A 23,456-nucleotide genomic window follows, 5' to 3' on the forward strand; every position below is an offset into this window, starting at 1 on the left:
AGGCAATTGACTGTTATTTCAGACGGGCTTGCGCTTCGGCGAGGCGGGCCTGTTTGGAAGCCTCGCGGCGAGCCGTTGCCGAAGCCGTCCAGTATTGGTGCCCTTGCAGAAAATCGACCTGGCCTTCGTTCCATTTTTGCTCATCCGGAGCCATCCCGCGGGCTTGCAGCTCCACGTACAGCGTCTGGCTGATGGGCCAGAAATCGGGACGACCCAAGTAATCGAGGTCGGCATCGCAGAGGATTTGGGCCAGGTGGAGGTCGCCGGGGTTCTGCGGCATTTTCGTGGCCATGATCAAGCGACAAATCAACTCGATTTGATCCGCCGAATACCCCATGTCCGGCAAGGTGCGCTTCACCAGCTCACAACCGGCTTCTTCGTGCCCGATGTAGGTAGTCATAAAACCGCTGTCGTGATAAAGGGCCGCGGTGCGCAGCAACATCAGCGCCTCGGCGTCGGTAACGCCCTCGGCCTCGGCCAACGACTGGGCCTGCGCAAGGACATCGAGGGTATGATGCAGACCGTGGTAGTAGAGCGTAGGCGAGAGATGCTGGCGCAACTCATTGAGCACATACGTTTCGGCGCGTCGGCAGTCCATGATGGTAGGCAGCAGGAAGTATCAATGCCGTAATAACAGGAAAAATCCGAAACTGTGCACATCAGGGCACTATCTTGCGGTTATACTTGAGGCTGCGAGGCATCACCTTTCCTTCTGGCATGATACTACTCGAACGTTGGCACCAACTGCTCGGCATTCGCCCCGGCGAAGGGCGCACGGTTGGGCTGTTTTTTCTGCACAACTTCCTGCTGGGCATCGGCACTGTGTTGGTCTATGTGGCGGCCAACGTGATTTTGCTTGAAAATCAGCCGGAGCGCAATCTGCCCCTGGCCTACGGTGTGGCCTCCCTGGCGATGATTGCGGCCGGCAAAATTTACGCGCACTACGAACACCATCTTCCGCTCCAGCACCTTGCCGTGCGGGTACTCTTGGCAGTAGTAGCCCTTACCGGCGTGCTGGGCGTCCTGATTGTGATGGGGCACTCGGTGGCGGCCGCGGTAGCGATTATGGCGGGCTACCGCGTTATCTACCTGCTTACCAACCTGGAGTTTTGGGGCGTTTCGGCGATGGTCTTCGACGTGCGACAGGGCAAGCGCCTGTTCAGTGTCATCAGTTCCGGCGATATGCCCGCCAAAGCGCTGGGCGCCGTGCTAGCCATCCTGATTCATCACCACACCGACTTGTTGTGGCTGCTGCTCACGGCTTTCGGAGCGTACCTGGCCGCGCTGTTCACGTTGCAGATAACACGTCGCTCCCACCTCGTGGAAGCCCGCCCGACCGCGCGGGCCGCCCGCCAGCAGTCGGTGGCGCCGATGTTGCAGCGCTGGTTTGGCGACAGCCGCCTGGTGCTCTCCATCAGTCTGAGCATGCTGGCCATTGCAGCCGTCACGACGGGCGTCGAGTATTCCTTTTTCGTCAACGTCAAGCATAAATTCCACGACCAGACGGCCGTGATGAAATACGTAGGCAACGTACTGGTTATCACATATTTGTCAGCCACGTTGTTTAAACTTCTGGTTTCCCGCGTGGCCCTCGACCAAGTGGGGGTGCGTTGGATGCTGATTGCGCTCCCGGCTACGGTATTGGCGGGTTTGCTGCTGTTTGGGGGCTTGCGGGTTGGCAATGCGGGCGAAGGCATGTTATTGCTGTATTTCTGCGGCCTTTACCTGATGATGGAAGTATTGCGGCGCGCCATCTTCGACCCGGTTTTTCTGGTTCTCTTTCAGCCTCTGTCGCCTCCCGAGCGCTTGCAGGCCCACACGCTGGCCAAGGGCCTATACGAACCGCTGGGCATGGGCTTGGCCGGTGTGCTGCTCTTTGCGCTACACCAAGTACCTGTGCTCAACGAATGGGCTCCCTTCGCCTGGATGAGCTTGTTTATGATCGGCGCGCTGTACTTTTTGCACCGCTCCTACGGCCATTACCTCGATGAGCTTCAGCACGCACTCAGCCGGCGCTTTGCCGACGCTACAGAAACAGCCACGGTGCAAAGCTGGACCGGGCCGGTAACTCGTGCGGTTAATGGCTCAGCCCAGCACACAGCCGGTGTTTCGTCGAATACTGAAGAGATCAGTCAGCTTCTCAACTCCCTAAGTGACAAGGCCCAGCGCCAAGCCGCTACGGAAAGGCTCGTCGAGCTGGGTGCCGCCGCCCTGCCGCAGCTTACGGCCGTGCTTGCCACCGGTACCGACGAGGCACTGGTGCGTCGGGCAGCGCAGATATGCGGGCGCATTCGCCTGGAAGCCAGCCGAGTAGCGCTACTGCAACTGGCGCAACAGCCCAATTTGCTGCGGCGGGAAGTAGCTCTGCGGGCTTTGCGCAATTTTGCACCCAACCTCGCCGATTCGACTGTCTATCAGGCACTTATTCAGGAGGAGCTACGCTTGGCTCATCATCTGTTGCGCGGCCAAGCAAGCACCTCTGATGCAACTCTGTCTCACAGCCTCGACTACGAGCTTACGAAAGTTCAGCAGCGCCTTTTTGCGGTGTTGCTTCAGTTGTATCCGCCCCAGATCATCTCCGATGCCCAACGCGGCGTGGCGCACGCGGCCCGCGAACGGCAAGCCAATGCGCTGGAAATTCTGGACAATCTGATCCCCCGGCACGTCTACCAGGGCTTGCAGGCATTGCTCGACCCCGACACGCCGGCGCACAAAGTTCGGCTGTTCGAGCGTTTGCTCAGCGACCGATCCAGCCCGCCGGTTCCGATTCTGGAAAGCATTGTAAAGCGGGGCGAAACGGCCTTTTCCGACTGGACCGTCAGTGTCGCGTTGAGCCGGTGGCACCCGTCGGCGGCTTGCGCACTTGCGTTGGTTCCGCACCTGCACAGCACAAGCCCGGTTGTTCGGGAAAGTGCTTTCAAGGCCCTGCAGGAGTTATCCGGAACACAACCCAGCGCCTATCAACAGCTATTTGATAATCAATTAATTACTCAAGAACAGGTTATGAACCATGCAGCAACTACTTCCCGTATTTCGGCAGCCGAACGCGTGGCCGTTCTGAAAAGCACAGCGTTGTTTGCCGAAACACCCGAAAACGTGCTGAGCAGTATTGTCCCGATCATGAAGGAAGTAACTTTCCAAGCGGGGCAGCAGATTTTTGCGAAGGGCGATTTGGGTACCTCCCTTTTCATTCTGCACGACGGCCAAGTCGACATCTTTACGGGCACTCAACAGCTAGCGACGTTCCACAAAGGCGACTTCTTTGGGGAGTTGGCCCTGCTCGACGCCGAGCCTCGCTCCGCGTCGGCCGTGGCCAAGAGCAATGTCATGGCTTTTCGCCTCGATCAGGAAGATTTTTACGACGTGATGGAAGAGCGCGGCGAAGTACTGCGCAACATCCTGCGGGTGCTCTGCCAGCGCCTGCGCCGGCAAAACGACAAAATGCAGCTCCCACAGTAAACAAAACGGACAGCGGTAGTAAAGGCGCTGGATCGCTTCATCACCGCTGCCCGTAAATTAAGTAATTTCTTATCTACTTCATTATCAGGCCAATACCTCGTAGATCATCACAGGATTCACCTTGTTTTTCAGAACTACTTCCCTGAGGGGCACACACTGAAACGCTTCTTTGACCTTCTTATAGGTGGCTTCGGTGATGATGATCTGGCCGGGCTGGGCTACCGATTGCAGCCGCTGGCTCACGTTGACGGTATCGCCGATGACGGTGTAGTCGAGGCGCTTGATTGAGGCCGAACCAATGTTGCCGGACACCATTTCGCCGGTGTTGATGCCGATGGATACCTGCGGCTGGTACGTCGAGCCGTCGGGCAGTATGTTGTGGTTGGCCTGCAGCACGTTACGCACAGCCAAAGCCGCGTCGATGGCACGGTCGAGGTGAAACTCTTCGCGAAATACGGCCATCACGGCGTCGCCCATAAACTTATCAATGCGGCCGCCCTGCGCCATGACCTCCGTTACCATCTGATCGAAATAGGTATTGAGCATCTGTACTACCTCGGTCGGCGACAGGGTTTCCGAGAGCGACGTGAAGCCGCAGATGTCGATAAAAACGACGGTGGCCTGCACCGTTTCGCTGGCCATGAGCGTCTTCTCAAAATCGGGGCGCCCCATAAAGTTGAGCACCGTTTCGTCCACATACATCTTCAGGATGTTGTTTTCCTGAATGGCGCGCAACGTCTCGCGGAGCTGCCTGACCTGCTGCACGGTTTTTTCCATGGTCAGTTCCAAGTCGTTGAAATCCACGGGCTTGCAAATGAAGTCGAAAGCACCCCGGTTCATGGCCGTGCGGATATTTTCCATGTCGCCGTACGCCGATACCATCACGGTTTTGATAATCGGATTGATTTCGGGCAGCTTGCTGAGCAGCGTCAGGCCATCCATCACAGGCATGTTGATGTCGCTCAGGACGATGTCCATATCGGGATGATCGCGCAGGCAGTCCAGGGCTTCTTGGCCGTTGCTGGCAAACACGAACTCGTATATATTCTCCCGAATTTTGCGCCGAAACTTCTGCTTAATGAGCAGCTCTAAATCTGCCTCATCATCGACTACCAGGATTTTAGTTTTCATGGTTCGCTATCAGGATGAGTTTTTCTTTTAGCGCCCCGAAGTCCACGGGCTTGGTCAGGAAGTCGTTGGCTCCCAGCTGCATGGCTTGTTCGTAGCTTTCGTTGTCGCCGTAAGCCGTGATCATCATTACCAAAGGCGCTTGCGGCGGCGGAACGGGTGGGTATTCTTTCTTGATCTGCTTGAGCAATTCTAGGCCGCTCATGCCGGGCATGTTGATATCGGATAAGATCAGGACGACTTCCGAAGCGTGTTCGTGCAGGTACGAGAGCGCCTCCTCGCCGGAGTATGCAAAGGAGAAGGAAAACAGACCGTAACGAATTTCCCGCCGGAAACGCTGCTCAAACAGGACGCGCACGTCCTTTTCATCGTCTACTACCAGTATTTTCATCGATTACAAAGCTAGCTAGTATAATCAGAAGGTTAAGTTGTGTTTTAGGCAGGCAGCGTGATAATAAACTCGGTACCCTCGCCTTCTTGGGTTTTGACCGTAAGGGTGCCGCCGTGGCCTTTGGTGATGATGTCGTAGCTGAGCGAGAGGCCCAGGCCCGTGCCTTCACCCGTGGGTTTGGTCGTGAAGAAGGGCTGAAAGATCTTGGCCCGCACCGCTTCCGGAATGCCCAGCCCGTTGTCGCAGACCCGAATCTCTACTTCCGTCGCCGTGTTGCGATGCGTACTGACCGTAACCGTCGGGGTGTAGCCGGCGTCGGGGCACGCCTCTTTGCGTTTTTGCACGGCGTAAAAAGCGTTGGTAAACAGGTTCAGTAACACGCGCCCAAGGTCCTGCGAAACCACCTCGATCGGCCCGACGGCAGGGTCGAAATCGGTGGCGAGCGTGGCGTTGAAGGTCTTGTCCTTGGCGCGCAGGCCGTGGTAAGCCAGCCGCAGGTATTCGTCGGCGAGGTTGTTTATTTCCGTGGGCTGGCGCTCACCGGTGCTGGCGCGGCTGTGTTCGAGCATGCCCCGTACAATGCTGGCCGCCCGCTGGCCGTGGTGCGTGATTTTCTGGAGGTTCTGCTTCAGGTCGTCCAGCAACTCAGCCTCTAAGCCGGGGTCGCGTTCCGGCCGTTGCTGCTCCTCCTCCAGCTCACTGACCAGTTCCGCCGATACGTCGGAAAAGTTGGTGACGAAGTTGAGCGGATTCTGGATTTCGTGCGCAATGCCAGCCGTCAGCTCGCCTAATGAGGCCATTTTCTCGGCTTGTACCAGCTGGGCCTGCATCGCGCGGAGTTCGGTCAGGGCATCGCGCAATTCTTCGGCTTGCTGGGTGAGCGTAGCGGTTCGTTCGGCCACGAGGCGCTCGAGCTCGGCATTCTGGGCTTCGATGAGCTGCTTGGCTTTTTCTTCTTCTTCGCGCTGCAAACGCTCTTTTTCGAGGTGTTTCTTCTGGTTTCGCGCGATCAGGATGAACGTGATGAGCCAGATGACGGCAAACCCGCGCGAATTATCGAAAAAGCCGTCGTAGCGCTTCAGCAGGTCCCAGTCCGTTACGGCCAGCAGCAGCTCGATGGCCGAGTACAGTACGTATGGCGCAATGGCCAGCAACAGCGTGCGGGCGGGCCGATAGTCGCGCACCTGCACCAGCACCGCTACGACCACCCCAAATACAAAGAGAAAATAGGTTTCGTCTAACTGACTGGTCTTCAGCTTAAAAGCCCACGCAATCAGAAACAGAACAATGGCCGGAATCCAGATGCTGTTGAGAAATTTGTCCCAGCCGGGTAAGCGCTTTGGCAGATCCAGAAAGCGGCGCAACGACCTCACAATCAGCAAGGCAATGGGGATCGCAAACAATATCGCGCCGTTTACACTCATAATCGAAGTCAAGTCGAGAGCCGTGTACTAGTTTACAATCAATTGATAATCAAATATTTACAAAATACAGCTTTCGAGTTGCACGCTGGCAAACAGCCGCTTTGCTCAAAGCTAGCGGGAGCGCCGCGACTATTTCAATTTGACTGTCGAATTATTCTTATCGGAAGCTATATAAGGAATCGGGGCCGCTTCGCGGGATCGGTGCAGCCGCAGTGCTTCATTCTGAAAATTACAGTTTAAAGCAGAATTACACCAGTTGCCCTTACGGATTATCACGGGCGACTTTTTTAGCCGCGTTGGCCCAGCTTTTGGGAACGGGCACCGTAAAAACCACCACGGGGTTGCCCGTCCGCGGTAGGTGCTCGGCGTTTTTTTGCTTTTCCTTTTTCTTCGAAAACAACAGGCCGGCATAATCGCCAATGACGCCAACTGCCGAGGGCAAAGTCAGGCTCACCTGCAGTTTATACTGTGCGTCGGACGAGGTCGGCGCTGCGGCCGGAGAACGGCCCTGCGCCCGGCCGCTTCTTGCAGCTGCTAACAACACAATAAGCACTATAAGTAACCTAACAGGGGCCATAGATGGGATAATAGCGCCATAAAGATGGGCAAAATGCCTTTCCTCTGACACCCGCCATCAACTTTCCATGCCGCGGAATAGCCAGCCTTCTTTGCAACTATTTGTCCTCCTGCAAGATAGATATACTCCAAGTCTTGCATGAGGATGGGTTGTAGCGGTCGCTATTGAATAAAGTGCGGGCGAATCAGGTTTTCGAAAGTAAAAATCTCGTCCCATTTGGCCTGCGTAAGCAAGCGGCGCTCGATTACTGTGATGTCGTACACCGATTTGCCGGTGCGCAGCGCTTCCTTGGCGATGTCGGCCGTGGTCTCGTAGCCCAGCACCGGGTTGAGCTGCGTCACGATGCCGATGCTGTTGCGCACCAACTGCTCGGTGTGTTGGGCGTTGGCCGTAATGCCGATGACGCATTTTTCGCGCAGCGTGTGGCAGGCATTGGTCATATAAGAAATGGCAGTAAACAGAGCAAAGGAGATCACCGGCTCCATGACGTTGAGTTGCAACTGACCGGCTTCGGCGGCCATCGTTACGGTAAGGTCGGCGCCGATCACGTAAAAGGCCGTCTGGTTGACGACTTCGGGCACTACCGGATTGACTTTGCCCGGCATAATGCTGGAACCAGGTTGCAGCGGCGGCAAATTGATTTCGGCCAGCCCGCAGCGCGGACCCGAGGAAAGCAGCCGTAGGTCGTTGCAGATTTTGGATAGCTTCACTGCCGTGCGCTTCAGCACCCCCGACAGTTGCACATACGCCCCCGTGTCGTAGGTCGCCTCAATCAGGTCGCCGGCCAGCACCAGATCCAGGCCGGTCAGCTCGCGCAGGTGCTGGGTTACTAGCTCGGCGTAGCCTGCCGGAGCGTTTACGCGCGTCCCGATGGCGGTAGCCCCCATATTTATCTCACTGATTAACTGGCGACTATCCTGAATACGCAGCAGTTCTTCGCGCAGGTTAGTTGCAAAGGCTTTGAACTCGTCGCCCATGCTCATGGGCACCGCGTCCTGGAGCTGTGTGCGGCCCATTTTCAGCACATTCTGAAACTCCTCCCCTTTCTGAGCAAAAGCATCCGCCAACTGCTCCAGGGCTTGCCGATACCCTACCAGCTTGTTATTCAAAGCGATACGAAAAGCCGTCGGATAGGCATCGTTGGTCGATTGCGAGCAGTTGACGTGGTTGTTGGGGTGGCAGAATTCGTATTCGCCTTTTTGCTTGCCCATGAGTTCCAGGGCTACGTTGGCGATTACCTCGTTGGCATTCATATTCACCGACGTACCTGCCCCACCCTGAATCATATCGGTTAGGAACTGAGTGTTCAGCTCCCCTGTCAGCACCCGGTCACACGCTCGCGTGATGGCCTCGGCAATGGAAGCATCGAGCACGCCCAGGTCGCGGTTGGCCAACGCCGCGGCTTTCTTCACATACGCCAGCGCCTGCACAAACAGCGGCTCGGCATGCAACGGAATGCCCGTGATCATGAAGTTTTCGAGAGCCCGCAGGGTCTGGATGCCATAATAAGCCTGGGCTGGAAGCGCGCGTTCGCCCAAAAAGTCGTGTTCTAACCGGGTGGTTTGCATAGGAAACGGATCAGTGATTGATCGGATTCTACGAAAATTTTCGGTTCAGGACGGAAATAAAAATAGCGGCCTCTTTTGGAGGCCCTTAGCTCGACAGTAAAAATAAGTCCGGCTGACCGCCTCAGTAAAAAAGGCAATTTTTCCTTGTTTATATGTAGTTACATAGAAACACTACTGTAGCTACACACAACTATTTTATAATAGCACTTCGCTGGGGCGCGATAGACAAAATTTAGGCAAAACTTCGGTTGGTCAAATGACTGTCGAGGTTCCACAGGAGGCGATATACCTTATAAAACAGCACTTAAAATGGTGCGACAAAAAATTGAATAAAATGAACAATTTCTAGGTGTCTATATAGCTCGACAATGTGTAAATTTTGGTGCAACGTGCATGACTACAAAAGGTTACATCTAATTTTGTATCAGAAACTGCTCTAATTCTTTCACTACCGCTTCACCTTAAATTCTTTCTCACTTCACCTTTTGCGTATGTTCAGAAAGCAACTTACTAACTCAACCAATCGTCGGACAGCGCCGTATATGGCGGTCCTTTTGTGGGTATTGCTCGTTGCCGGCGTAACCCCCTCCTCATTCGCCCAGCCCAGTGGCACCTCGTTCAGCGGACCGCTCGTTATCACCAAAGGTGGTACTTACAGTGGTAACTGGGAAAGCCAAGATTCAAACACACCTGCAGTAAGCATTAATACGTCTGAACCGGTAATTATCGAGAATTCGATTATCCGCAGCCGTACCATCCTAATCCGGGCCCACCAGTTCGGCAACGACGTAACCGTACGCAACACCAGCGGCTACGCTCTCACGCCCAACGGCGACAACATTCGTCAAGGCCGCTTCTTGGACGCCGGTAACTTCAAAAACATTCGGGTAGAGCACTGCTACATGGAGCAGACTTCCGGCATCTACCTGGCCGATTACCAGGGCGATCACTCGCCTAATCAGACGGTTAAGATTCTCTACAACCAAGCCAAAAACATCGACGGCAGCTACCGTAACGGTGGCCAGGAACGCGTCCAGTTCACTCAATTTGTGAGCGTAAAAGGTATTCGCGGTGTTGAGATTGGTTGGAACCAGGTAATCAACGATCCTTTTAACAGCCGCGTCGAGGAAAATATCAACATGTACCACTCCAGCGGTACGTCGGATAGCCCGATGCAATTCCACAACAACTTCATTCAGGGTGCTTATCCCAGCAATCCTGCTTCTAACACCGACTATGGTGGGGGCGGTATCATGATGGGTGACGGCGCTACCCCCGACCTTGGCGAGTCTTCCGGATTCATCAAAGCATTCAACAACCAGATTCTCAGCACGGCTAACCAAGGCATTTGCGTGGCCGCCGGTCACGACATGGAGATCTTCAACAACCGCATCATTGCATCGGGTTACATGCCGAATGGCGAATACGTTGCTGCACAAGGTGTTGGTATCTACATTCTGAACGGCTCGAGAATGAGCACCTTCTTCAACAACCGGGCCCATGACAACATCATTGGCTATGTAAACAGAAGAACCAACGGTGCCAAAATGCGCAACGATCAGTACCTGCCTGATGCGGCAGAGCCCAGCCGGTACGATCTGAACACAGAACTGCCAAATCCCATTACCCGGGACACCGAAGCCAACGAATTTGCGTTGTGGCAGAAGAAGCTGAAGGACAACAACATAGCGGTTGGTCCGACCAACGGAACGGGTACTCAAACTTCGGCTCCAGCTCCAACGTTGGCTAACCTGCGCCCGGCTGACAACCCGAGTAACGTAGTCAACGGGTTGGCCTACAGCTACCACGAAGGCACTTGGAGCGGCCTGCCCGACTTCAACGGTCAAGCCATCGTGAAGCAAGGCACCGTGTCAACGTTCGATCTGAGCCCGCGCAACCGCAACGACAACTTCGGCTTCCGTTACACGGGCTATATCGAAGTACCCACCGACGGCGAGTACACCTTCTACACCTCCTCCGACGACGGCAGCCAGCTCTTCATCGGTAACCAACTTGTAGTCGACAACAACGGCGTGCACGCCAACCAGGAGCGCGGCGGTGCTATCGGCCTGAAAGCCGGCAAGCACGCCCTGACCGTGACTTACTTCGAACGCGACGGCGGCGAAACCCTGGTTGTGAAATACCAAGGGCCGGGTGTTGACAAGCAAGTGGTGCCTGCTTCGGCATTGTTCCGCAGCGCAACGGCAACTCAGACTCCTAACACGATTTCTACGCCGTCGTCTTCCACGAACCTCGTGGTAAACCCTGGCTTCGAGTCCAACAACGCTGCCGTGCAAAGCCCCAACAACTGGCAAACCTGGGGTGGCCGTACAGGCACCAACTCCGATGCCGATTACACGGAAACGGTAGGCGGCACACATTCGGGTACGTATCATGGGTCGCAGTACAAGACCAGCGCCTACGAGGTGTACACCTATCAGACTATCAGCAACTTGCCTAATGGCACCTACACCTTGCGTGCCTGGACCAAAAGCAGCGGCGGACAGTTTGCTCGGATGCTAGCGAAAAACTACGGTGGCAATGAGCTGCAGGCTACGCCTCCGGTAACCACCGCAAACGGCATCAACGGTTCTTGGTCCCAGATCGAGATCAGAGACATCCAGGTTACCAACGGCAGGTGCGAAATTGGTTTCTACTCTTATGCCAATGCCGGCCAGTGGTTCTTCTTCGACGATGTAGAATTTGTTAGCCAAGGCTCTTCGCTTGTTTCAGCTTCTGCCAGCGCTGCCTTCTCTACACTCGCTGATGCTAAGGCTAGCACCGCTACTCCTACCGGCGTCCAGCTTTATCCGAACCCAGCGCAGGATCATGTTAACATCAGCAGTTCTTTCGCCCAAGCGGGCCAAGCTACTGTAACGATCTCAAACACGCAGGGCAAGCAAGTGGCGCAGTTCAGCCAGAGCGTACAGGCTGGTACAAACCAGTTTTCCGTTCCGACCCAATCGCTGAGCGCAGGCGTATATGTTCTGCAAGTTCAGAGCGGCAAGCAAGTAAGCTCGCAGCGACTGACGATCACGCACTAGATTATCGCTTTACCATAAGCAAAAAGCCCTGCCTCATCGGCAGGGCTTTTTTGCGTTTATACACCTACTGAAACGTCAACTTGGGCAAGGCTTATGAAAGCAATTCGGTTGAAGAGATGCCAACAGTTTGGGCATAAAAAAAAGGGCGACCACCAGCCGCCCCCTTTTCCACAACCAAAACACCTAAAAAACTATTCTTTCATTTCTGTCTCTAACAACTATTGGGCCAAAAGATTAAAGCATGTTCTTTACCCAAGGTTATTTTTTATGAATATTCCAATATATATTTTATTAATGTCATTTATGCTTCTTTATTTAAGTCATTAAATATATTTGTCAAATTGCTTTTAATCAATTAGAAGCAATTGTTTACTCTGTGCAATTCAATCTTATTTGTTGACTATAAATAAGATTATTCAGAGTGGGCAGTGGTCAGGCTTTAAATAATTCATCCCAACTATTTTCTATGAGAACACTTCTTCCCTCAAAAAGTCGGTGCATCCCTTGGGGCAGTCGCTTGGCGAAAGTATTGCTTCCGGCGGTAACTTTTCTTGCTACGACCGGCACAGCGCTGGCGCAGTTTCCTCGGTACGAGTCATTTAAGAATACCACAACCACGGGCTCTGGCTTTATCCTAGGCGGGCCAACAACTACCAACAAAGCAACCCTTACCGCAGCTAGTGGCGTTGACGCAGACGGGGCAGGTTACCTGCGCCTAACCAACAACACGGGCAACCAAGCCGGCTATGCCATTGACAATGCCAGTTTCCCGGCGCCATCAGGCTTTAGTATTTCTTTTGAGTTCTTCTCCTACGGTGGCACCGGAGCCGATGGATTCTCAGTGTTCTTCATAGACGCTGATAAAACATCTGCTGCTGCTTTCACGAGCGGAGCCTCCGGTGGCTCACTCGGCTACGCGCAGAAAACCGCTGATCCGGTTAGCAACGGGGTGCCTAATGGCTACATTGGCATCGGCATCGACGAGTACGGCAACTACACCAACCCCACAGAAGGACGTGTTGGCGGCCCGGGGCCAGTGGCCGACGCCGTAGCCATTCGGGGTGCAGGCAATGGACGCAGTGCTACAGACTATCCTTACATCGCGGGAAGCGGCACCTTGCCTTTCAGCGTTGACGTGGCAACTACGCGAGCTAACGTTCCGACTAACGCTGATTATCGCCGGGCCTACATCGACGTAGTACCGCAAATCAGCGGCGGCGTGACGACCTACAGCATTCGGGTGCGGATTCAGCACGGATCTGTGGTGACCACCGCTATCAACGGCGTTACGGTACCAACCCCACCGAATAACCTGCGAATTGGCTTTGCGGGTTCTACGGGGGGATCTACCAATTACCACGAAATCCGCAATCTGGCTATTGTAAAAGCCCCTATTGCGAACGACGACGTAGCCACTACGCGCTACAACGCCGCCACCACGATTGACGTCATCAACAACGACATCTTCTCCGGCAGCAACTACCAAACCGGCTCCGTTGACCTTGATCCATTCACGGCGGGCATCCAATCTACCTTTGCTGTAGCGAACCAAGGCACTTTTAGCGTTGACGCCCAAGGATTGGTAACTTTCACTCCATCAGGTACTTATGCGGGCGTTGTGACCATCCCCTACATAATGCAGGACGTGGCTGGTGCCAACCCCGTTTCTCCTAACCCGCAGGTATATTCCAACCCCGGCAACATTTCAGTGACGGTAACCGGTGCCGACCTGCTTACTACTGTGAGCGCTCCGGCCACGGCTGCTAGTGGCGCCAACTTTGTTTATACCGTTACCACCAAAAACTCAGGACCCGAGACGGCTACTAACGTGGTGCCCACGCTCACGCTCAGCACCAAGCCTATTGCAGCCAATGTGATATTGCCAACCGGCGCCGCTTACGATGCGACATCGGGCAAGGTCACCTTCGCCACCACAGGCTCTCTGGCGCCCGACGGAACCGTCACTAACACGGTTACTGTAAAGGCACCTACTAGCGGTGCAATCGTAGGCACGGCCGCCACTACCAATTCTATACCGGACCCTGACGCAACTAATAACACTGCTTCTGTTACAACCGTTGTTACCGGTCCTGACTTGGTTGTTACCTTTAATCCGGTGCCGCCGACTTCAGTTGCGGTAGGTACTCTCATCAACTACGCATTCACAATCCGGAATACGGGCTCAGTGACGGCTACCAACGTGGCGCCCACGCTCACGCTCAGCACGAAGCCAGCAGCAGCGGATGTAACTAACTTACCCGCCGGGGCCAGCTATAACGCCACTACGGGTGTCGTCACTTTTGCCTCTAACAGCATAACGACTGCCACCCCCAGAAGTTATACGGTTACGGTGAAGGCGCCTGCCAGCCCTACGCTTGTGGCTACGGCCACTGGCACTGGCACTGAGGCTGATATAACTCCAGCTAATAATACGGTTTCCGCTACCACGTCTATCACTGGGGCCGACATCGTTACGACCGTCAGCGGTCCAGCCACAACCACAGTTGGCACTCGGATCACTTACACGATGACTACCACAAATACGGGTACGCAAGCGGCCACCAATGTTGTGCCCACGCTCACGTTGGCGCCTAACCTACCGGCTGGTAGCGTAACGGTTACTGGCGGCACATACGATCAGCCTTCCGGTATTGTCACGTTCACTACGATTACCAACATGGCTGCTAATGGTCCAGCCAAGACTAACACAGTAACTTTCACCGTGCCGGCCACTGCGGCCATCGCGGGAACAGCTACCAGCACGGGTGATGGCTTCGACCCCAATACGGACAATAACACGGTTTCTATAACCACCACGGTTTCAGGAGCTGACGTTGCTACAACTCTCAGCGGACCGACGACAGCCACCCCTGGCTCGAAAGTAGTGTATACGATGAGCACGACCAATGCAGGTACGCTCGCGGCCACCAATGTCGTGCCCACCCTTACACTGGCACCCAACCTGCCAGCTGGTAGCGTAACCAATTTGCCTACCGGGGCTATTTACGACCCAGCTTCGGGCAAGATCACGTTTGCCACGATTACCAGCCTTGGGGCCAACGCCGCCGCCGTCACCAACTCGGTTACGCTGACTGTGCCAACTACCGGCGCTTCGTTGAAGGGAACAGCGACTAGTACTGGCTCTGACTTTGACCCTAACACGGCCAACAACTCGGCCTCGCTTACGACTAACATTATCGGCGCCGATGTGGTGACCGGCATCAGCGGGCCAACTACGGCTAACCCAAGCTCGAATGTGAGTTACACGGTTAGCACGACGAACCTAGGCACTGAAACGGCTACGAGCATCGTGCCTACGCTTACGCTCAGCACCAAGCCAGCTGCAGTGGACGTAATACTGCCAACCGGCGCCTCTTATGATCCAACATCGGGCAAGGTCACGTTTGCTACCATCACTAGCCTAGCGGCCAACGCAGCAGCTGTCACTAACGTAGTTACGGTGAAGGCGCCAGCCAGCGGTACGCTTATAGCCTCTGCTGCCAGCACCGGCACCAGCTTCGATCCAAATACTGCCAACAACACGGCCGACCTTACTACTACCATTTCGGGTGTAGCAAACATTGCAACCGCTTGTGCTACGCCCGGCAAAGACGGCGTAGGTACATTAAATGGCACTTCTCCGAATACGTACTATCCCGGCGTTTCGACAGCGGTTGCTAATGGTACCTCCACCGTTACCATTGGTGCAGCCCGAACCGGCACAGGCACGGCTTCTACAGCTGTTGCAGCAGGCGACCTTGTACTGGTAATGCAAATGCAAGGCGCTGATATAACTACTACTAACACAACTACTTACGGCACCGTTACAAACAACACCAACTACACGGCTGGTAAGTACGAATACGCTATCGTTACGAGCGTTGCAACTGCAGGTAGCAACCAAGTGTTGACCTTGGCCAAAACGTTGACTAATGCCTATACCACGGCCGCGGCAACTGGTACGGCGGGCCAACGTACTTTTCAGGTTATTCGCATTCCACAATATTCGTCTCTTACGCTCTCTGGCACTGTTACCGGCGCTGCCTGGAACGGCACTACAGGCGGCGTACTGGCTGTAGATGTAGCTGGCAAAACTACCTATGCAACGGGCGCATCTTTGTCCATGACAGCCAAAGGCTTCCGTGGAGGTGGCGGTGTCGCTGCCCTTACGGCAACGACAGGGGCTTATGTAAGCCTTTCTGCAGCTGGCAACGGCTCGAAGGGCGAAGGCTCAGCAGGCACGCCAACACAGTTCTATGACGGCACTTCAGTATCCACAACCGGTAGCGGCTACCCGGTGGGCAGCCACGCAGCGGGCGCACCAGGCAACGCCGGCGGCGGCGCCACTGACTTAACAGCAACTAATACTGGCAACGCCGGCGGTGGCGGCGGTACAAACGGTGGAGCAGGTGGTGTTGGCGGCTTCGGCTTCGACAATACTGGTAACGCCGGCAGCGGCATCCAGGCACAAGGAGGACGTAGCCTCTCCGCAGATGCTAGCGCTTCACGCCTGTTTATGGGCGGCGGCGGCGGTGCCGGCTCAATTGATGCTGGTACAACTGCCCAAATTGCGGCAAGCAGCGGTGGCGTAGGCGGCGGCATCGTCATCCTTCGCTCTGGACAAATAGTTGCTTCGGGCACCGGAACACTGACGGTACAAGCTGACGGTGCAAACGCTCCTACAGCCGGTGCTACAGTTAACGCAACTACCAACCTGCAAGGTGCTGGCGGCGGCGGCGCCGGCGGTACTGTTCTTGTCATGGCTTCACTTCCCGATGGCTCGGCAGCAAGCTTGACTAACGTAACAATTAGTGCCGATGGTGGATCAGGTGGTAACGCTGGTTACACTGATAACGGCAGAACTGGCACCAACAGAGTATGGTCGGGCTACGGCCCCGGGGGGGGCGGCGGCGGCGGTAAATACTACACCAATGGTACAGTTGCTACGTCGACAGTTGCTGCTGGTAATGCCGGCACTACCAGAAACGGCCTTGGCAATAGTGCAGCTACTACTACTTACGGTGCAGCAAATGGTGCTACCGGCACTTCTTTGACCACAGCAACGCCTAGCTCTACGGCTACCATCGCCGGGGCCGGCTCCTGCATGCCGGTGCTAACGACGAGCTTGGCTACTTCAACTCCGCAGGTAAACAAAACAAGCACCTCGGTTAGCCCTGCTTCCTATGTGCTGAGCGTTTCCAACACGGGTGGCGTCGCTTCTGGTGTAACTGCCACGACCCGCCTGGACGATTTGTTCAACTTCGACAACACGTTCACGCCCGTTGTGAAGCTGACCGACGCCAATGGCAATGCTACGACCCTGGCTGCCGGCACGGATTATACTGTGGACGCCAGCGTTGGCATCTCGCCCGTATTCAAGAATATCACCATCCCGGGTGGCTCTACTCTGAGCATTTCGTTCCGGGCTACCATCAAGAATACGGCTACCAGTGGCACGTCTTACGACGCTAGCACTACCATCGCGTACACAGACCCTACTCGCACTCCGACCAGTTCCGTAATCACTCCGGGTGGCACGTACGCCGCGACCGGCACGGTACCGGGCACCAACTACGACGGCACGACGAGCGCAAACTCTTCCGAAGACGTAACGGTGGTACGGGCTCTGCCTGTCGAGTTGAAGCAGTTTGTGGCCACGGCCATCCGCCTAGATGCTCTCCTGACTTGGTCTACTGCCACCGAGCGTAACAACGATCGTTTCGAAATTGAGCGCTCGCTCGATGGCAAGACCTTCGAGAAGATCGGCTCGGTAAAAGGCCAGGGCAACAGCACGCACGCTACGGAATATCGGTACACCGATACCAACGCCGCTCGTTGGTCGGCCAAGCCCATCTATTACCGCTTGCGGCAGGTTGATTTCGACGGCGTTTCGGCCTTCAGCCCGGTTCGCTTCGTGACCTTCGACAAGCAGGTACTGACCGCCGTTGCCTTATATCCCAACCCAGCCCACGGCGCTGCTACCCTTGATCTGACGGGTTTAGCCGCTGGCACGTATCAGGTTCAGGTTCTGGACCTTACGGGTCGCGTACTAAGCAAGCAAACCGTAGTAGGTGCCCAGGCGCATCCGCTTTCTGTTCAGCAGTTGCCTATGGGCTCGTACATCGTACGCATCCAGGGAGCTGGCACAAACGTGACGCTGCCGTTGGTTCGCAACTAACGTTTCCGTTACGCTTACAGAAAGGCCACCCAGTAGTACTGGGTGGCCTTTTTATTGTACACCATTCATGCACAAGCGCTCCGACAGCACGGCGCATATCAGGAATGTCGCTGCTGCAATCGTCTAGCACGCTACGGCCGCTTCCCTGCTGGGCGGCGGGGTCGTACCTTGCGCTTATTTCCTGTTCTTTACTACGCCACTCATGGAAGCTCCCCGCGACGAATTCATGCGCGAAGCCATTCGCCTTTCTATCGAAAAAATGCAAGCCGGTTTTGGCGGCCCGTTTGGGGCTGTAGTCGTGCGCGACGGCCAAGTCATTGCCCGCGGCTTCAACCAAGTTACCAGCACCAACGACCCTACTTGCCACGCCGAAATAGATGCCATTCGGAAGGCGTGCGCGGCCCTGGGCACTTTTCAGCTCAACAACTGCGACCTATACACGAGCTGCGAGCCCTGCCCCATGTGCTTGGGCGCGATTTACTGGGCGCGCCCGCGGCGGGTGTTCTACGGCAACACCAAGCAGGATGCCGCGGCTATTGGGTTCGACGATCAATTTATTTACGACGAAATCGAAAAGCCCCTCTCCGATCGTCAGATTCCGATGCAGCAGCTGCTCCGCGACGAAGCGATCGAAGGGTTCCGCGCCTGGGAAAAGCACGAAAGCCGCACCGATTATTAAGGCTAAACGCACCTGTTATCCTGCGCTGCTCTCTGGACGACGAAAGAACCATTGCGGCAGTTACAAAAAGAGGCCCGAACGCTAGCGTTCGGGCCTCTTTTTGTAACTATTTCATTATCAATTACTTGCCTCGCATGCCCATCATTTTGGCCATTTGCTGCATGCCGCCTTTGGTTTGGCTCATCTTGTTCATGGTGCGCATGACTTTGCGCATGTCCTCAAACTGCTTCATTAGGTTGTTGACCTGCTGAATATCCGTGCCGCTGCCTTTGGCCAAGCGGCGCCGACGCGAGCCGTTCAGGAGTTCAGGCTGTGCACGCTCCTGCTTGGTCATGCTTTTGATGATGGCTTCAATGGGCTTAAACGCATCGTCGTCGATATCGACGTCTTTAATGGCTTTGCTCATGCCCGGAATCATGCCGACCAAGTCCTTTAGGTTGCCCATCTTCTTGATCTGCTCCAGTTGGGAGAGGAAGTCATCGAAGTTGAACTGGTTCTTGCGAATCTTTTGGTTGATGCGCTTGGCCTCGTCTTCATCGAACTGCTGCTGAGCGCGTTCTACCAGCGAAATTACGTCGCCCATGCCCAAAATGCGCTGGGCCATGCGGTCGGGGTAGAACATGTCCAGCGCCTCCATCTTTTCACCTGTCGAGATGAATTTGATGGGCTTCTCGACTACCGAGCGGATGGAAAGAGCCGCACCACCGCGCGAATCGCCGTCGAGCTTGGTGAGCACTACGCCGTCGAAGTTGAGGCGGTCGTTAAAGGTCTTGGCCGTATTTACGGCGTCCTGACCCGTCATCGAATCGACTACGAACAGCGTTTCCGAAGGGTTGATAGCCTTCTTCACCGCTTCGATTTCGCGCATCATTTGCTCGTCGATAGCCAAGCGGCCGGCGGTGTCGATGATGACTACTTTCTTATTGTTCTTCTTGGCGTAGTCGATGGCGTTGCGCGAAATCTCGACCGGATTCTTGTTTTCCGGCTCCGAATACACCTCCACGCCAATCTGTTCGCCCAGCACTTTCAGCTGGTCGATAGCGGCGGGGCGGTACACGTCGCAGGCCACCAGCAACACGGTGCGGTTCTGCTTTTTGATGAAGCTGGCGAGCTTGCCGGCAAAAGTGGTCTTGCCCGAGCCTTGCAAACCGCTCAGCAGCACAACTGCCGGATCGCCTTTGATGACAATATCCTGCTTCTCGCCGCCCATGAGCAAGGTAAGCTCGTCGTACACGATCTTGACCATGAGTTGGCCCGGCGATACGGCCGTGAGCACGTCGCGCCCCATTGCCTCGTCCTTGATCTTGTCGGTTACTTCCTTGGCTACCTTGTAGTTAACGTCGGCATCAACAAGGGCCCGGCGAATTTCTTTGATGGTCGCCGCAACGTTGATCTCGGTAATGCTGCCTTGGCCTTTCAGGGTCTTGAAGGCGCGATCGAGTTTGGTACTTAAGTTATCGAACATCGGTTGATGTACTGAGTAGTTGTATTGTAATAAGCTGATTTACTTCAAATTACGAAGATTAAGCCAGCACAAGTTTTTTGCAAGGATAATGCGGTTGGCAAATCAAAAAACGCCGCAAACTCTTGTCGCATTGTAGCGCTGCTTCGCAAATTGAAACGAGAAGCCGCGAAGAATTGCTCCCAAAATTAGCCAGAAAACCTCGAAAGCCGACGACTTCTTACCTTCGTGCTTTCACCTTGTTCCATTCCCCGTCCTTGGCCCCTGCCCGCCTCCTCGTCATTACGTATTACTGGCCGCCCTCCGGAGGCGCAGGTGTGCAGCGTAGCCTCAAGTTTGTCAAGCACTTACCGAGTTGCGGCATTGAGCCAACGGTTATTACCGTCGACCCAAATAAAGGTGCTTACCCAGTCCTCGATGAGTCGTTGGCGGCGGAAATTCCGGCGGGCGTACGCGTCATTCGCACCGATACGTCCGAGCCATTTGGGAGTTACAAGAAGCTAACCGGCCGCCAGCAGATCCCGTACGGCGGCTTTGCCAACGAGAGCAAAACGAGTTTGCAGCAACGCTTTTTCAAGTTTGTGCGCGGCAACGTGTTTATCCCCGATCCGCGTCGCGGCTGGAACAAGCATGTACTCCAAGCGGTGAGCGACTTAATTGCCGCCGGGGAGCATTTCGATGCGGTGCTGACCAGTTCTCCACCGCATTCTTCCCAACTAATCGGGCTGGAGCTAAAGAAGCGATTCGGCTTGCGTTGGCTGGCCGACTTGCGCGACCCTTGGACGGACATATACTATTACAAGGAGCTAAATCACACCCCACCTGCTCGTTGGCTTGATGCGTGGTACGAACGCCAAGTACTGGAACAGGCTGATGCCGTGCTGGTTACCAGCCCCGATACCAAACGGCTTTTTTTGGGCAAATCGCCTCAGCTGTCGGCCAAGAAATTTCATGTGTTGCCCAACGGTTACGACGAAAGCGATTTTAACGCTCCTTCTTCGCCACCCACTGACTGTCTGCTGATTACGCACACGGGCACCATCACCGAAACCTACCACATCGAGCTATTTCTGGCGGCCTGCGCCGAGTGCGCCCGGCGCCACCCCAATGTGCCGTTGCGGCTGCGTTTTGTGGGCAAAGTATCGGAAGAGGTGCGGCGGCAGATTGCGCAAAACGGGCTGTCAGGAATTACAGAACTGCTGGCCTTTGTGCCTCACCACGAGTCGGTGACGCACTTGCTGCACGCCTCCGTGCTGCTGATGGCAATCCCGGACGTGGTGCCCAATTTTGGCATCTTACCGGGCAAAGTCTTTGAGTATCTGGCTGCTAATAAGCCCATTATCTGCATTGGCCCTGTGGGGTCCGACGCAGACAATTTACTGGAAGAATGCGGCGCCGGGCGAGCCATTCCTTACGATGCCTACAACGCCATGCTCGACCATCTGGAAACCCTCGTAGCCCAGTGGCTCGTCAACCCCAACCTGGACTTGCCTGCGCTCAACCACGCCCGCTACTCCCGCAAAGCCCTGACGGGCCGGCTCGCGAAACTGGTTCGGTAAAACGATCGTGCCGGTTGGTACGCTACCGCAGTTTTTCCCACACTCCTTTTAGCTTGCCCGGTACCCGACTGGCAAGCTGAGCGCGCCAATCGGCCCAAGCAGAACGCGGCAATTGTCGTCCGTGCCACGCGCTTATAGCCTCGGCTACTCGCTGTGCCAGCGTGCGGTAATGCGCCCGGTGGTAATGCCGCAGGTTGTTGGTGACATCAGCGGGCGTCCGGACAAAATCGCGTACGTCGATGAGAAAGCAATTATCAGCTTCGGCCACAAATTCAGCAAGCGCCTGATTCATAATAACATGCCGCTCTTTGGCACCTGGCTCGTTAGAACCAGGCACTTCAATTTCGGCACCGTTCAAGAAGAAAACAGGCACTGCACTGGGTAGCTGCTCGCGCAGCCAGCGAAGGTTTTGCTTAAAACGGAGAGGTGAAATCTGGCCTTCAAACTGAAAATCGTGGCGGAAGCGCTGCAGGAAGGCTTCGTCCATGCCGCGGAAGCGCCGCTGCTTGTAGCGAGCCGCTAGTGCTGCCAGGTCGGCAGTTGTGAGGTCGTGGTAGCCGCCAAAAGGAATATCCAGACCGGTTGCTTTTTCACGGTACACGTCCTGGGTATAATCCATCAACGGACTGTAAATCAAAGCATCATAATCAGCCGACCATAGTTTGGTATCGAATGCCTCCTGCCCCAAAAACGGCAAAGACGCCGCAAGGCGTTGTTGCTCGGGAGCGGGCAGTTCACGGCCGGCCCGCAACAGCGCCGTATGTTCGATGTGAACCGGAACCTGGTTTTCGTTGACGTAGTTAAACTCTTCAATTACAGATAGTTGAAAAGCCTGCAAAAACGGCGTCATCTGCCCTAAGTCGCAGCCACCCTTCAGCAACACCCGCAACTGCGTTGAATCGACGGTTGGTGAATCACCTACAACAAGTTGCTTATCAACATCTTGCGCATCAACCGTTATCCAATCGGGGCGGTCGGTGGTGTTGAGCTCTGTGGCCACTTCGCCTTGCACTTCCAGCGCCGGGAAACCAAGCCATGCGCACGTAAATTGCTCGATGCCAAGGTGCAGGATGCGGCAAGAAAACACGAGTTGTTCCAGGCGGTTTTCGGGCTGGTTGAGGCAATAAATGCCCACTAAGCCGTAGTCGCCAAAACGGTCGTGGACGCGCACAGTGCCCCAGCGGCGGCTTGGATCGGAGAAGCTCGCGCGCAACTCCTCTTTTGTAACGCGCTTCTTGGTGAAGTTCAGTTGATTAGACCGGTTGATCAATTCCTCAATCCGGTCGAGATCGGGAATGACGGCGGCGCCTTCGCGAAACGCAATGTGTACTTGCGAATCGCGCAGAAAGGCCACGTTGTCTTGGTAAGCGGACCGCGCCTGCTGCTGCCGTTCGAGCAATTTGTATTGCTCCAAACGCGAAAACTCGGGGTCAGGTTTGCCGCTTGCGCGCAGTACAGGCGCCCAGTGCGGCAAGTCGGCAGGGTCGGCTACCTGCAGCTTGGGGTTGTAGTACTGCGCCTCGGCCCGGTTGATGGGGTTGTCGTCGAGAAAGAGCGCATTAGGAGCCCGCAGCTGCATCTTTTCCAGCAACTCCTTGATTATGGGGCCTTTAGGTTGCCAGCTAATCTGAGGAAATACAAACAGATCGCGAATGCCAAGCTCTATTAACTTGGCTTCGGCCGCTGCAAAATCATTTTTGGAAACGATGGTATGTACGATGCCGCGGGCCGCGGTGTCGCGCACCAAAGCCAGATTTTCTTCCAGGGCCTCTACTGCCCCTTCCGAGAGCGTACCGCGCCAAAACGTGTCGTCGAGGTCCCAGATAATGACTTTGACGGGTTCGGGAAGGGCAACTTTGGGAACGGTATCTGAAATAGCGGTCATGGTGCGCTCGGCGAAGCCTCTCTACCGTAAGTAGTTCCGATCGGTGCCACGAAGCGGTAGAAAAGCCTCGTGGGCTCGGTATGGCAAACCTGAAGAAGCCGC

General features: G+C 55.3%; 13 protein-coding genes. 5 read left to right on the forward strand and 8 right to left on the reverse strand.

Translation table 11 applies throughout. The features are described 5' to 3' along the window. Positions 1-13: 13 nt before the first annotated feature. Positions 14-598: an HD domain-containing protein gene (locus tag FHG12_RS00110; protein WP_139513477.1), complete on the reverse strand. Its 585-nt coding sequence runs from the start codon at positions 596-598 to the stop codon at positions 14-16. A gap of 119 nt (positions 599-717) precedes the next feature. Between FHG12_RS00110 and FHG12_RS00115 the strand changes: the two genes are divergently transcribed. Beyond that, entirely contained in the window at positions 718-3,459 is a 2,742-nt protein-coding gene (locus FHG12_RS00115; protein ID WP_139513478.1) for a cyclic nucleotide-binding domain-containing protein, read from the forward strand. Between the two features lie 84 nt (positions 3,460-3,543). On the opposite strand, the gene FHG12_RS00120 is transcribed toward FHG12_RS00115, so the two are convergent. The 5 genes from FHG12_RS00120 to aspA form a co-directional block, all read right to left on the reverse strand. Next, a complete protein-coding gene (locus FHG12_RS00120) occupies positions 3,544-4,590 on the reverse strand; it encodes an adenylate/guanylate cyclase domain-containing protein (protein ID WP_139513479.1) in 1,047 nt (348 codons plus the stop codon). Next, positions 4,580-4,978, reverse strand: coding sequence for a response regulator (locus FHG12_RS00125; protein WP_139513480.1), 399 nt, complete (start codon positions 4,976-4,978; stop codon positions 4,580-4,582). Before FHG12_RS00125 ends, FHG12_RS00120 begins: the two co-directional genes overlap by 11 nt. A 44-nt stretch (positions 4,979-5,022) precedes the next feature. Continuing rightward, complete coding sequence (locus FHG12_RS00130; protein ID WP_139513481.1) at positions 5,023-6,402, reverse strand: sensor histidine kinase; 1,380 nt, start codon at positions 6,400-6,402, stop codon at positions 5,023-5,025. Positions 6,403-6,664: 262 nt separating this feature from the next. Next, positions 6,665-6,946 (reverse strand): hypothetical protein, encoded by a 282-nt coding sequence (locus FHG12_RS00135; protein ID WP_139513482.1) that lies wholly within the window; start codon positions 6,944-6,946, stop codon positions 6,665-6,667. Between the two features lie 194 nt (positions 6,947-7,140). Then, a complete protein-coding gene (gene aspA, locus FHG12_RS00140) occupies positions 7,141-8,547 on the reverse strand; it encodes an aspartate ammonia-lyase (RefSeq protein ID WP_139513483.1) in 1,407 nt (468 codons plus the stop codon). 542 nt (positions 8,548-9,089) lie between these two features. On the opposite strand from aspA, the gene FHG12_RS00145 reads away from it, so the two are divergent. The 3 genes from FHG12_RS00145 (at position 9,090) to FHG12_RS00155 (ending at position 18,448) form a co-directional block, all read left to right on the forward strand. Continuing rightward, positions 9,090-11,591 (forward strand): PA14 domain-containing protein, encoded by a 2,502-nt coding sequence (locus FHG12_RS00145; protein ID WP_165699255.1) that lies wholly within the window; start codon positions 9,090-9,092, stop codon positions 11,589-11,591. 466 nt (positions 11,592-12,057) lie between these two features. Further along, positions 12,058-17,769 carry a T9SS type A sorting domain-containing protein gene (locus FHG12_RS00150; RefSeq protein WP_139513485.1) on the forward strand — a complete coding sequence of 1,904 codons (5,712 nt, stop codon included), beginning with the start codon at positions 12,058-12,060 and terminating at the stop codon, positions 17,767-17,769. A gap of 202 nt (positions 17,770-17,971) precedes the next feature. After that, entirely contained in the window at positions 17,972-18,448 is a 477-nt protein-coding gene (locus FHG12_RS00155; protein ID WP_139513486.1) for a nucleoside deaminase, read from the forward strand. Between the two features lie 121 nt (positions 18,449-18,569). Here FHG12_RS00155 and ffh read toward each other — a convergent pair whose 3' ends face one another. After that, positions 18,570-19,913, reverse strand: coding sequence for a signal recognition particle protein (gene ffh / locus FHG12_RS00160; RefSeq protein ID WP_139513487.1), 1,344 nt, complete (start codon positions 19,911-19,913; stop codon positions 18,570-18,572). A gap of 236 nt (positions 19,914-20,149) precedes the next feature. Between ffh and FHG12_RS00165 the strand changes: the two genes are divergently transcribed. After that, complete coding sequence (locus FHG12_RS00165) at positions 20,150-21,469, forward strand: glycosyltransferase family 4 protein (protein WP_230471233.1); 1,320 nt, start codon at positions 20,150-20,152, stop codon at positions 21,467-21,469. Positions 21,470-21,491: 22 nt separating this feature from the next. Here FHG12_RS00165 and FHG12_RS00170 read toward each other — a convergent pair whose 3' ends face one another. Next, the gene (locus tag FHG12_RS00170; RefSeq protein ID WP_139513488.1) at positions 21,492-23,354 is read right to left on the reverse strand and encodes a hypothetical protein; all 1,863 of its coding nucleotides are present in this window, start codon (positions 23,352-23,354) and stop codon (positions 21,492-21,494) included. Positions 23,355-23,456 lie beyond the last annotated feature (102 nt).

It is taken from the genome of Hymenobacter jejuensis, from assembly GCF_006337165.1.
Classification (GTDB): Bacteria; Bacteroidota; Bacteroidia; order Cytophagales; family Hymenobacteraceae; genus Hymenobacter; species Hymenobacter jejuensis.